Genomic DNA, 12,614 nt, shown 5'->3' with positions numbered 1-12,614 from the left:
CGGGTGAAGGCACTGGCGCCCTGCTCCGCCGTGCTGAACGCCTCGCGCATGAAGGCGAACAGCTCGCGGCCGGTGCCGACGTTGGCCTCCAGGTCCCAGCGTGCCGGTTCGCGGGCGGCGAACTCGGCGGCATCCACCTGCAGCTCCAGGGTCCCGGCGCGGCCGTCGACGCGGAGGATGTCACCATCGCGCACCCGCGCCAGCGGGCCGCCGTCGAAGGCTTCCGGGCAGACGTGGATCGCCGCCGGGATCTTGCCCGAGGCGCCGGACATGCGCCCGTCGGTGACCAGCGCCACCTGGTAGCCACGGTCCTGCAGCACGCCGAGGAAGGGGGTCAGCTTGTGCAGCTCGGGCATGCCGTTGCTGCGCGGGCCCTGGAAGCGCATCACCGCCACCAGGTCGCGGTCCAGTTCGCCGGCCTGGAACGCCTCGGCCAGCGCCTGCTGGTCATGGAACACCCGCACCGGCGCTTCCACCACCTGGTGCTCGGGCGCCACCGCGGAGACCTTCATCACCCCGCGGCCGAGGTTGCCGACCATCACCCGCAGGCCGCCCTCCGCCGAGAACGGGTTCGCCACCGGGCGCAGGATGCTCGCGTCGAGGCTCTGGCCGGCACCTTCGCGCCAGACCAGCCGGCCGTCCTCGAGGAACGGCTCCTGGGTGTAGCGGCGCAGGCCGCGGCCCATCACGGTGTTGACGTCCTCATGGAGCAGCCCGGCGTCGAGCAGCTCGCGCACCAGGAAGGCCACCCCGCCGGCGGCGTGGAAGTGGTTGATGTCGGCCGTGCCGTTCGGATAGACGTGGGCCAGGGTCGGCACCACCGCGGACAGCTCGGCCATGTCCTGCCAGGTCAGCTGGATGCCGGCCGCCTGGGCGATCGCCGGCAGGTGCAGGGTGTGGTTGGTGGAGCCGCCGGTGGCGTGCAGGGCCACCACCGCGTTGATCAGCACGCGCTCGTCGACGAGCTCGCCGAGCGGCAGGAACTGCCCGCTCTGTTTGGTCAGCCGGGTGACCTGGCGCGCGGTCTCCACGGTCAGCGCCTCGCGCAGCGGGGTGTTCGGGTTGACGAAGGAGGCGCCCGGCAGGTGCAGGCCCATGATCTCCATGAGCATCTGGTTGGTGTTGGCGGTGCCGTAGAAGGTGCAGGTGCCGGGGCTGTGGTAGGCCTTCATCTCGGATTCGAGCAGCTCGTCGCGGCTGGCCTTGCCCTCGGCGTAGCGCTGGCGCACCTCGGCCTTGTCCTTGTTCGACAGCCCGGACGGCATCGGCCCGGCGGGGACGAAGATCGACGGCAGGTGGCCGAAGCGCAGCGCGCCCATCAGCAGGCCGGGGACGATCTTGTCGCAGATGCCAAGGAACAGCGCGGCGTCGAACATGTTGTGCGACAGCGCCACCGCGGTGGACAGCGCAATCACCTCGCGGCTGGCGATGCCCAGCTCCATGCCCGGCTCGCCCTGGGTGACGCCGTCGCACATGGCCGGCACGCCGCCGGCCACCTGCCCCACCGAGCCGATCTCGCGCAGGGCCTGGCGCAGCTTCTCCGGGTAGTCCTCGTAGGGCTGGTGCGCCGAGAGCATGTCGTTGTAGGCGGTGACGATCGCCACGTTGGCCGAGTCCAGCAGGCGCAGGCGCTGCTTGTCGCCGCCGCCGCAGCCGGCCACCCCGTGGGCGAAGTTGGCGCACTGCAGCTTGCCGCGCTGCGGGCCGTCGCTGGCGGCCTGCTGGATCATGGCCAGGTAGCGCGCGCGGGTGGCGCGGCTGCGCTCGACCACACGCTCGGTGACTTCTAGTACTCGGGGATGCATGGTTCGACTCCAGGTAGCGGCTTTGTTTTTATATAAACCACAATACTGCCACCGACAGCTTTAATTCACTAGGAGAAGGCAGATTTTTTGTTATTACAACAACAAAACAACCCTACCCTTGCTCTCTCCATATAGACCATGGCCAGGAGAAAGGCGCGCAGCATAGCGCCTGTCCGTCCTCGCCTCACCTTCCCGCAAGGTCAACGGGCATCGGCTTATGACCAAAATTGCAACTTATTAGTGCGAAATCTTCTAATAAATATCTTGCGCGCAAAATAACAAATCACTAAATTTCGCTTCACCAACTTACTTAGCGCACAAAACATTAACGAACAAACCAATTAGCACAGGAGAGTCGCCATGAAAGCCCTGATCACCTTCACCGCCGTCCTCGCGTTTTCCTCCGCCAGCTTCGCCGCGCAAGGCAAGCCGGACAGCAGCCGCAGCGGCGCGCTGTACCCGGAGTGGCTGATTCATCACGACGGCTGATCCACGACCCCGACCACCCAATCACACCACGCGAATCCCACTGAAAGGAAAAACATCATGAGCATTGAAAACGTTCTCTACCGCGCCTACGCAGAAGCCACCGGTGGCCGTGACGGCCGCGCCATCTCCTCCGACGGCGTGCTCGACGTCAGCCTGGCCACACCCCGCGAACTGGGCGGTGCCGGCGGCGAAGGCACCAACCCCGAGCAACTGTTCGCGGCCGGCTACTCGGCCTGCTTCCTCGGCGCCCTGAAGTTCGTCGCCGCCCGCGACAAGCACAAGCTGCCGGCGGACACCTCGATCGAAGGCGTAGTCGGCATCGGCGCCATACCCACCGGCTTCGGCATCGAAGTGGAACTGCGCATCGACCTCCCCGGCCTGGACCGCGAGGAAGCCCGCGCGATCGTCGACAAGGCCCACATCGTCTGCCCGTACTCCAACGCCACCCGCGGCAATATCGACGTCACCCTGACGCTGGTCTGAGTCGCCACAAACCAGACGGCGGGTGTCCCGAAAGGGGCACCCGCCGTTGGCGTTCGTGTGGACCATATACGGATGCAATCCGGGAAAAATCCCGGCCATTCCCCGGATTTCATCCGGGATACATGACTGTGGGGGCGAATTCATTGGCTAAGCAGGCCGCTGGCCTGCCCTGCAAGCTCCATGGGGTCTGCTGCGCAGCCCTTAGCGATTGAAATCGCCCCCACAAGGTCTGGCCTACCTCTGTCCCGGCAAGGCTATCCTTGCCTCCTCATCCCTCTATGCAGGAGCGCAGCATGATCCTCTCCACCACCCCCACCCTCGAAGGCAAGTCCATCCGCGATTACAAGGGCATCGTGGTCGGCGAAGCCATTCTCGGCGCCAACGTGTTCCGCGATCTGTTCGCCGGCATCCGCGACATCATCGGCGGCCGCTCGGGCGCCTACGAGAAGGAGCTGGCCAAGGCCAGGGAAATCGCCTTCGAGGAATTGTCCGAGCGCGCCGAGAAACTCGGCGCCAACGCGGTGGTCGGCATCGATATCGACTATGAGGTGGTCGGCCAGAACGGCAGCATGCTGATGGTGAGCATCAGCGGCACGGCAGTGGTGATCTGAACGAGGCGCCCGCCCCGGTCGGGGCGGGCACCTGCCATCAGGCCTTGCGGTCGTTCAGCAGGAAATGGGACAGCGCGGGGATCAGCAGCAGTGCGCCGAGCATGTTCCAGAGGAACATGAAGGTGAGCAGGATGCCCATGTCGGCCTGGAACTTGATCGGCGACCAGGCCCAGGTGATCACCCCTGCCGCGAGGGTGATGCCCACCAGGCCCACCACGCGACCGGTGAAGGACACGGCCTTCTTGTAGGCCTCCGCCAATGACAGCCCCTCGCGCTGGAACTGCAACTGCACGCTGAGCAGATAGAGCGCGTAGTCCACGCCAATGCCCACGCCGAGGGCGATCACCGGCAGGGTGGCCACCTTCACGCCAATGCCCATGGCCACCATCAGCGCCTCGCAGAGCACCGAAGTCAGCACCAACGGCAGGATCGCCACCAGGGTCGCGCGCCAGCTGCGGAATGTGATCAGGCAGAACAGGCTGACGGCGGCATAGACGAAGAACAGCATGGTCCTGTTGGCCGAGTGCACCACGCTGTTGGTGGCCGCCTCGATACCCGCGGTGCCGGCGGCGAGGAGGAACTGGCGGTCCGGCTCGCTGTGATCGGTGGAGAAGCGCTCGGCGATGGCGGCGACTTCCGCCAGCGTCTGGGCCTTGTGGTCCTTGAGGAAGGCGATCACCGGCATCAGCGAGCAATCGGTGTTGAACAGCTCCGGCGTGTTCACCGAGGCCTGCTGGGCGGCGTAGTTGAGCACGTCCTGGTTGCGCTGCAGGCTGAGGAACTTCGGGTTGCCCTCGTAGGTGCCGGCGGTGATCTGCCGCACGGCGTTGGTCAGCGACACAGTGGTCTGCACGTTGGGATGCTGCTGCAGAGCCCAGGCCAGGCGATCGGCCTGCACCAGGGTCTGGTAGTTCAGGCAGCCTTCGGCCGGGGTCTTCACCATCACCGCGAACAGGTCGCTGGACAGCGCGTAGTGGCTGGTGATGTAGGCGTTGTCGCGGTTGTAGCGGGAGTCGGCGCGCAGCTCGGGGGCACCGGCATCGAGGTCGCCGATCTGCAGCTGCAGGCTGACGGCGAAGCCGCCCACGCCCATCAGAGTGGCCACCCCCACCGCCGCCAGGGCCCAACGCCGTTCGGTGAAGCGGTCGAGGAAGTCCCAGATGCGACCGAAGCCCCGGTGCGCGGCGGCATTGTTGTCAATGCGCAGCGCGCGTTCGGCAGCCTTGGCGCCGACGCCGACATAGGACAGTGCCACCGGCATCAACAGCAGCGAGGTGAAGATCAGCATGGCGACGCCAATGCTGGCGGTGATGGCCAGGTCCTGGATCACCGGGATGTCGATCAGCAACAACACGGCGAAGCCGACGGCATCGGCCAGCAGTGCGGTGACCCCGGCGAGGAACAGGCGGCGGAAGGTGTTGCGCGCGGCCACCTGGCGGTGGGTGCCGCGGCCGATGTCCTGCATGATGCCGTTCATCTTCTGGGTGGCGTGGGACACGCCGATGGCGAATATCAGGAAGGGCACCAGGATCGAGTAAGGGTCGATGGCGTAGCCGAGCCAGGCAACGATACCCAGCTGCCAGACCACCGCCAGCAGCGAGCAGAGGATCACCAGCAGGCTGCTGCGCACGCAGCGGGTGTAGGCCAGGATGATGAAGAAGGCGGTGACCACGGCCATGCCAAAGAACATCATCACGCGGATGAGGCCGTCGATCAGGTCGCCCACCAGCTTGGCGAAACCGATGACACGGACCTTGATCGCGCCCTGCCCTTCCTCGCCCGAAGCCTGGGCCTGGCGGTCACCGGCGTACTCGAAGCGCAGGCGGAACTTGTCTTCCAGGGTGCGCGAGAACTGGTGGTAGTCCACGCCCTTGGCGCCGGCCGCGGCCTGGTCGAGCAGCGGCACCACCAGCATCGTGGATTTGAAGTCGTTGGCCACCAGGCTGCCGACTATCCCGGCACGGGCGATGTTCTGCCGCAGCTGTTCGATGCTCGCCGGTGAACCGTCGTAGCCGTCGGGCATCACCGGGCCGCCCTGGAATCCTTCCTCGGTGACTTCGGTCCAGCGCACGCCGGGCGCCCAGAGGGATTTCATCCAGGCGCGGTCGACGCCCTCGGTGAGGAACAGCTCGTCGTGCACCTGCTTGAGGGCATCGAGATAAGCCGGGTCGAAGATGTCGCCCTGGGTATTCTCCACCACTATCCGCACGCTGTTGCCCAGACCGCGCAGGGCTTTGCGGTTTTCCAGGAAGTTCTGGATGTAGGGGTGTCCCTGCGGAATCATCTTCTCGAAACTGGGGCGCAGTTCGAGGCGCGTGATGGCCATGTAGCCCAGCAGCATCGTGACCAGCAGGATGCCGACCATGAACGGCAGGCGGTGGTTGAACACCATACGCTCCAGCAGGTTGCCGCTGCGCGTATCGAAGTCATTGAGATCCTGGATAACTGGCATCACGCCTTCTTTCATGCCGCCCATGTCGGGTTCGCCTCTCTCTTATTCTTGTTTGCCAGGGGCCAGGGGCCGCTGACTCAGACCACGGGCGCCGACCAGCAGCAACTCGCCATCGGACACCAGGGCGCCGTAGACCGGGGTGCCGCGAGCGATATCCAGGGATTGGAAGGTCGCCCCCGCATCACGGCTGGACAGGACCTGGCCGGCCTGGCCGAACAGGTACAGGCGCCCCTCGGCATCGCGGGCGGATGCGGTGATGCTGGTGTTGATCCCGGTGTTTACCGGCGTCCAGCTGGCGCCGCTGTCGGTGCTGCGGAAGGCGTGGCCGCGCAGGCCATGCACGAGAAGCAGGCCAGGCTCGGCGCTGATGCCGAAGAAGCTGCCCTGGTAGGGCGAGGCCAGCGCCTGGAAACGTTCGCTGTCGTCGCCGAGCCGCAGGAGCAGGCCTTGCTCGCCGGCGATGAACAGGTCCTGTCCGTCGCTGGCGATGGCGTTGAGGTGATAGCCGGACGGATTGTCGCTGCGATCAGCCCAGGGCTCCCAGCTCTGGCCGCCGTCACGGGTACGGAAGATCAGGTTGAAGGCGCCGACCACGAAACCGTTGCGCTCATCGCTGAACCAGAGGTCGAGGAAGGGCTTGTCGGCTCCCTCTGCCTCGATCCGCTTGCCCTCTTCCAGCCACTGTTCGGCGTCGGGCCGGGCACTGTAGTAGTCCTGCATCAGGCGGCCGAGCTGGCGGCCGTCGAGCTGCTTCCGCCAGGTGCTGCCGCCATCGCTGCTGTGCAGAACCACGCCGTCATGCCCCACTGCCCAGCCGTGGCTCGGCGTGGGGAACTGCACGGCGTTGAGGTCGGAGCTGACCGGCACGCTGGCTTGGTTCCAGCTCTTGCCGCTGTCATCGGAATACAGGATGTGGCCGCGCTGGCCGACCGCGACCAACCGCTGGCCCGCTCTAGCCAGGTCGAGTAACGAGCTGTGCACAGCCAGTTCGCTGCGCTGCGCCGGCAGGTCGAGCACATCCACCAGGGGCGCGGCACCACAGCTTCCGGCCGCCAGGGACAGGCCCAGGGCGATGAACTTGAACAAAAACATGGGGCGTCCTCAAAAAAGGGGGTTGCCGCCCCCACTCTCGGAAGGGGCGGCAACCAGCCTGGCTCAGCGAATGCCGGCGCCAGCCAGGGACTCGGCCGTCCACTGGGCCTTGGTCAGCGGATCGATGTAGTGGATGCCGCCGTACGGGCCGACGACTCCGTTGATGTTGTAGGAGTTGCCCACCAGGTCGTAGATCACGAAGGGCGTGGTGTCCGGGACCTGCTTGTCGTAGCTCTGGCTGAGGAAGGCGAAGGAGCCGCGATAGATCTGGCCACGGGCGTCGTACTGGTCGGACGCCAGGGCGACCCAGCTGTCCTCGTCCAGGTAGAAGCGGCGCTTGGCGTAGATGTGACGGGCGCCGGCCTTGAGCGTGCCCTCCACCACCCAGACGCGGTGCTTCTCCCAGCGCACGTAGTCAGGCGACAGGTGGTTGGGGGTGGTCAGGGATTTCGGGTCCTGGGCATAGGTCAGCTTATAGGTGTTGTAGGGCACGACCATGTCCTGCTTGCCCACCAGCTTCCAGTCGTAGCGGTCCAGCGCGCCGTTGAAGACGAACACGTCGTCGTAGGTGCCGGCGCCGGCGGTACCCGGGTTGGGCGTGTCGTAGGCCAGGCTCGGCGCCAGCTTCACGCGGCGCTGGCCGGGCAGGTACTGCCAGGCGCGGCGCGGTTGCTCGACGGCGTTGGCGGCATCCTTGAGCATGATCGCCTCGCCGGCGCGGCGAGCCGGGCCGGTGTATTGCAGCTTCATCTGGTAGTAGACGCCCGAGCTGTCGATGGTTTTCGACAGGTCCTCGTAGATCGGGTAGTTGATGAACGCCTGGCCGGTGGTGGCCAGGGTCGCCACGCCAGCGGCATCGACGTTCCAGGAGTCGTACTTGGAGTTGATGGTCACGCCCTGGTAACGCAGCAGGTGGTTCCACATCGCCTCGGCGCCCGATTGCGGGATCGGGAAGGGCACACCCGGCAGCACGTTCTCGATGGCCAGGCCGCCGTTGCTGGAGCTGGCGCCGGTGGCGTTCTTCACCGCGTTGTCCAGCACGCCCTGGGGCATAGCCACGGTACGGTGGGTCGGGAAGACATCGATGCGGAAGCCCGGATAACGCTTGGCCAGCTCTACCGTCGTGGCGCTGAGCATGCCTTTGTACTGGTCGACGTTCTTGCCGTCGATCACCAGCACTGGTTTCTCGCTGGCGAAGGGGTCCGGGCGCATGCTGTCGCCCGACTTGAAGCCGGCCGGCGCGGTGGTCAGGCCGCCCTCGTAGGCGGGAATGGAGCCATCGGCGCTAGCGGCCTTCTCAGCGCCCACCAGGGTCAGGCTGCTGCCCAGCTTGGCCGCCTCGGCGGAGGATACGGCTGCATGAGCGGTACCAGCCATGGCCACCGCGAGGGAAGCCGCCATCAGGGTTTTCACGAATTTCATCTTGTAACTCTCCTGCTCGGGTCTCGAGCGAAGCGGAATTTAGAAGGTGGTCTTGAGGGTCAGGTAAACCGCGCCACGGTCTTCCGTGGTAGCCCCGCCGCCGGAGAAGGAGGAGTAGCCCCCGGCGAAGCAGGTGTAGCGCTGCGTGGCGTCCAATGCGTTGGGTGTGGAGCCGTCAGTGGCACCGTTTTCACACTTCTCGGCATCGCCGAAGGAGTCCACGTACTTCAGGTCGACGAAGTACTGGTTGTAGATCGCCGCGCCGACACCCACCGAGTAGGTGCCGGTGTCCTCGGCGCCGCCGCCCTGGACCGGGGAAACGCCGTCCAGGCCGACGTTGACCGACATCGGGGCGGAGAGGTCCACGCCCGGGAACACCTGGTACCAGGTCGGCGTGAAGTTGACCGCCAGGCCCCAGTTGTCGCGGGTGGGCTTGTCGATACCGCGGTAGGTGCTCTTGCCCTTGTAGAGCGCCTCGTTGTCGCCATCGAGCTCCAGCAGGTTGCTGTAGTACAGCTCGCCGAGCAGGGTCGCCGCGTCGAACACCGGCGTATCGCCGATGGCCATCAGGCCGTTCAGGGTCCAGTGCAGGGTGTCGCCGGTGGCGCTGAGGCTATCGCCGTCACTGGGCACGTCGGTGATCACGCCAGTCCCCGGAACGCGGGGCGGCAGCAGGCCGAGGCCCGCCGCCAGGCCACCGTTGCCGGGAGCGCTGAGGATCGCCGGGATGCTCGCCAGCGGCATGTTGTGGCGCACGTTCAGGTCGCTGGCCACGCTGATGCCGGCGATCTCCTTGGACAGGCTCAGGCCGAAGATGTCGATGTCGTCGCCATAGGCGAACTTGTAGTTGGTGGTGCGGATGGAGTTCTGCACGTTGGCGATGGGGCCGTTGGCGCCGCGCGCCGTCAGCCCGGTGCCATCCAGCACGGCCTGCGGAAGGATTTCCGAGGTGTTGCGGTAATACGCGCCGAGGGTGCCGTCCAGCCACTCCGGCGACCACTTGAGCATCAGGCCCCAGTCGCCGCGCTTGTCCGGGGTGATGTCATGGCCACGCCGGATGGTGGTCAGGGTCCCGCTCGGCCCCGCCAGCCCCGGGCCACCGGTGTGGCCGAGGAGGAAGGACTGCGCTCCATCGCCCACCAGGTCGGAGCTGCCGTAGTAGGTGCCAGCCTCGGGCAGGCGGGCGTTATCCCATTCCAGGAAATACTGCGCGGCCACCGTCAGCTCGGGGTTGATGGTGAATGAGGTGGAAATCTGGTTACGCGGGACGAACAGCTCTTTGGCTTCGGTACCCGGCGCGGCGGACAGCTTGGCCAGGTCCAGGCCGGACTGGCCGTAGCTGATCCCGTGCACCGGGTTGAGGATGGTCTCGCCCCAGTAGACGTTGTGCTGGCCGGCCTTGATGCTGAACATCGACTCGTCGCCCACCTCGGTGCTGTAGAACACAAAGGCGTCGAGGATTTCGCCGGACGGGCCGCTGTAGTAGCGCTGGGCATAGTTGCTCAGGTGCGGGCTGCCGAACGCAGGGTTTGTGGTGCTGGGCTGGCCGACGATGGTCGAGAAGGCATCGTTGCCGTTGACGAAGGGGTTGGAGTTGGAGCCCGTGTTGTCATAGGCCTTGTCGTACCAGCTGGCGGCACTGACGCGGAACCCCATGCTGTTGCGATAGATCACATCCAGCTCGGTCAGCAGGTCGACACGGTTGGTGATGTTGGTGCCGGCCTTGCGGAAGTTGTAGTCGCCGTCGTTGTTGTTCGGCGTGCGCAACATGGTCTTGTCCGCACTCTCGGTGCGTACGCCATAGTTGTACTTCACGGTGTTGTCGAAACGCAGGGCCCAATCCGGATTGCCGGTGTCGAACTCGAAGGCCTGCACGCTCGGCACTCCCATCCCGGCGGCAATGGCCGAGGCGAGCATGCACCTGCGCAGGTTCAGCTGGTGGTTATTGTTTTTCATGCGTTGGCTCCGCTTCTTGTTGTAATGGCTGCAGCAACTCTAGTTCGCGCTCCCTGCTCTGGCTGCGCGTAGCCGGTTGCATGGCTACGCGCTCAGCTCGCCGGTCTCCCTGGCTGAATTCGTTGGAATCTCGCCTCAGCGATCCAGCATCTGGATCAGCTCATGGGCACCCGGCCATTCGCCGAAGCCCGATGCCGGGTTGAGGTGGCCGACAGGGCCGAGCTCGGCCACGCTGCTCTCCCAGTCCGAGGCCATGCGGCGCACCGCCTCGAGGCTGGCCAGGTGATCGTCGTCGCTGGCGCATACCAGGCTGGGGAACGGCAGCTGCTTGCGCGGCAGGGGGGTCCAGCCGTTGGCGCTGAGGGACTCGGGGGTCGGATAGTTCGCCGGCCAGGTGGCGTCGAGGTCCGGCGGGGTCGCCAGCAGCGCACCTTTGATCGGCCGGCTGTAGCGGGCCGCCCAGTGCACCACCATGAGCACGCCGGCGCTGTGGGCGACGATGATCACCGGCCCGTCGATCTGCTCCAGCTCGCGCTGGATGGCGTCGACCCTGGCGGCAAGGCTCAGCTTGTCGTGCTCCAGCGGCGGTACGGTGCGCACCTTGGGCAGTTGCTCGGCCAGGAGGGTCTGCCAGTGCTCGGGCACGTGGTCTCGCAGGCCGGGAACAATGAGGATGGTTGTGCTGTTGTTGTTGGTCACGTCATCACCCTGTTGCGTGCGATGGGATCGCCATCGCGGCTTTAGGAACTTGGTGATGCAAACAGTAGAGGTGCAAGGGAGGAGTCGCTTTTCATAGGGCGTCAGCAGCTTCGCATTTCATGACAGGGTCGCCCTGCCCGGCCAGACGGCCCTCCCGGCGGCCATGCCCGCCGTCCGTGGCGTGGGCCGATTTTCAGGAATTGGCTTTACTTCCATCTGGCTTGGTTGAGGAATGAGGCCGGCGTTGTCATGAAAGACAAATTCTAAGACCATCATCGGCGTATTCTTCACTTCGCTTTCTGCGACAAAATAACAACCGTGACCGGTGTCTGCGGCACTTACCGGCACAACAACAGCGTGGCGATCGATATGACACCAATGGTTCGCGCAGCGGCCCTGACCAACTACATCGAAGTGTCCGAGCACCTTGGACTCAACCCACAGCAACTCCTGCGTCAGGTGGGGCTCAGCAAGACCCTGATCGACAATCCCGATCAGCGCCTGCCGACTTCCGCCGTCGCCGCCCTGCTGGAGGAGTCCGCCCGCGCCGCCAACTGCCCCACGTTCGGACTGCGCATGGCTGAGTCGCGCCAGCTGTCGGATTTCGGCGTAATCAGCCTGCTGCTCTCCCACCAGCCAACCCTGCGCGACGCGCTGGACATCATCGTGCAGTACCGCCATCTGCTGAACGAATCGCTGGCGCTCTACGTGGACGAAGTGGGCAAAACGGTAATCCTGCGGGAAGAGATCATCACTGACACGTCGGCGCCCATGCGCCAGGGCATGGAGCTGGCCATCGGCGTGCTGTTTCGCATGTGCAGCGCCCTGCTGGGGTCGAACTGGCGCCCGCTGAGCGTGAACTTCAGCCATGACGCCCCGCCGGAACTGCAGCTGCACCGACGCGTGTTCGGCTGCAAGGTGGAATTCGGCAGCGAGTTCAACGGCATCGTCTGCCACGTCGCCGACCTGGACAAACCCAACCCCCTGGCCGACCCGGCCATGGCACGACATGCGCAGCGCCTGGTGGAAACCCTTCCCGGTGCCGCACGGCAGTCGACGCTGAACGATGTGCGCAAGGCCATCTACCTGCTGCTGCCCATGGGCCGCTCCACCATCGAGCAGATCGCCCAGTCCCTGGGGATGAACGTGCGGACCCTGCAGCGGCGACTGGAGGACAGCGAGTTGACCTTCTCCGACCTGATCAACGAAGCGCGGCGCGACCTGGTGCTGCGTTACATGGAAAACCCGCGATATAGCCTCAGCCGCATCGCCGATCTGCTGGGCTACTCGGTGCCCAGCTCCTTCACGCGCTGGTTCACCACCCAATTCGGCATGGCCCCCGCCGCCTGGCGGCGGGAGCATCAGGTCAAGCCCGAGGAGTGATGAAGGACCAGCGCAGACTCGTCCTCCCAAGGGTGGACCACGCTTCACCGGTCCACCATCTGCGCTCGACCCTCGCCACGTCCGGTGGACATGAAAGGCGATGTCCACCCTACGTAATCGAAGCATCAGGGCAGTACGACGTGCCACGGCGGCTTCGTGGTGATCCCATAAAAAAAAACCGCGCCAGAAAGCTCGTCCTAAGCTTCGGCGCGGTGAAAGCCC

10 protein-coding genes are annotated in these 12,614 nt (G+C 65.5%); 4 read left to right on the top strand and 6 right to left on the bottom strand.

Going from position 1 to position 12,614, the window contains the following annotated elements; translation table 11 throughout:
• A partial coding sequence (edd, locus tag E8F12_RS00295) for a phosphogluconate dehydratase (RefSeq protein WP_280323283.1) occupies window positions 1–1,805 on the bottom strand: 1,805 nt, incomplete at its 3' end.
• Between the two features lie 360 nt (window positions 1,806–2,165).
• Between edd and E8F12_RS00290 the strand changes: the two genes are divergently transcribed.
• The 3 genes from E8F12_RS00290 to E8F12_RS00280 all read left to right on the top strand — a co-directional run bounded on the left by E8F12_RS00290 (window position 2,166) and on the right by E8F12_RS00280 (window position 3,388).
• A complete protein-coding gene (locus tag E8F12_RS00290; RefSeq protein WP_280323282.1) occupies window positions 2,166–2,294 on the top strand; it encodes a hypothetical protein in 129 nt (42 codons plus the stop codon).
• 57 nt (window positions 2,295–2,351) lie between these two features.
• The gene (locus tag E8F12_RS00285) at window positions 2,352–2,777 is read left to right on the top strand and encodes an organic hydroperoxide resistance protein (protein ID WP_280323281.1); all 426 of its coding nucleotides are present in this window, start codon (window positions 2,352–2,354) and stop codon (window positions 2,775–2,777) included.
• A gap of 293 nt (window positions 2,778–3,070) precedes the next feature.
• Window positions 3,071–3,388: a heavy metal-binding domain-containing protein gene (locus E8F12_RS00280; RefSeq protein ID WP_280323280.1), complete on the top strand. Its 318-nt coding sequence runs from the start codon at window positions 3,071–3,073 to the stop codon at window positions 3,386–3,388.
• A gap of 37 nt (window positions 3,389–3,425) precedes the next feature.
• Here E8F12_RS00280 and E8F12_RS00275 read toward each other — a convergent pair whose 3' ends face one another.
• The 5 genes from E8F12_RS00275 to E8F12_RS00255 all read right to left on the bottom strand — a co-directional run bounded on the left by E8F12_RS00275 (window position 3,426) and on the right by E8F12_RS00255 (window position 11,009).
• Complete coding sequence (locus E8F12_RS00275) at window positions 3,426–5,864, bottom strand: MMPL family transporter (RefSeq protein ID WP_280323279.1); 2,439 nt, start codon at window positions 5,862–5,864, stop codon at window positions 3,426–3,428.
• 18 nt (window positions 5,865–5,882) lie between these two features.
• On the bottom strand, window positions 5,883–6,932 hold the full coding sequence (locus E8F12_RS00270) for a YCF48-related protein (protein WP_280323277.1): 1,050 nt from the start codon (window positions 6,930–6,932) through the stop codon (window positions 5,883–5,885).
• Window positions 6,933–6,995: 63 nt separating this feature from the next.
• The gene (locus E8F12_RS00265) at window positions 6,996–8,354 is read right to left on the bottom strand and encodes a DUF1329 domain-containing protein (protein ID WP_280323276.1); all 1,359 of its coding nucleotides are present in this window, start codon (window positions 8,352–8,354) and stop codon (window positions 6,996–6,998) included.
• A 39-nt stretch (window positions 8,355–8,393) separates the two neighbouring features.
• Entirely contained in the window at window positions 8,394–10,310 is a 1,917-nt protein-coding gene (locus tag E8F12_RS00260) for a DUF1302 domain-containing protein (protein ID WP_280323274.1), read from the bottom strand.
• Between the two features lie 135 nt (window positions 10,311–10,445).
• A complete protein-coding gene (locus E8F12_RS00255; protein ID WP_280323273.1) occupies window positions 10,446–11,009 on the bottom strand; it encodes an alpha/beta hydrolase in 564 nt (187 codons plus the stop codon).
• A gap of 369 nt (window positions 11,010–11,378) precedes the next feature.
• Between E8F12_RS00255 and E8F12_RS00250 the strand changes: the two genes are divergently transcribed.
• Window positions 11,379–12,392 (top strand): AraC family transcriptional regulator, encoded by a 1,014-nt coding sequence (locus E8F12_RS00250; RefSeq protein WP_280323272.1) that lies wholly within the window; start codon window positions 11,379–11,381, stop codon window positions 12,390–12,392.
• Window positions 12,393–12,614 lie beyond the last annotated feature (222 nt).

This window comes from Pseudomonas sp. BN102 (assembly GCF_029871245.1).
In the GTDB taxonomy this organism is placed as follows: Bacteria; Pseudomonadota; Gammaproteobacteria; order Pseudomonadales; family Pseudomonadaceae; genus Metapseudomonas.
This window is presented reverse-complemented; position numbering and strand designations above follow the sequence as displayed.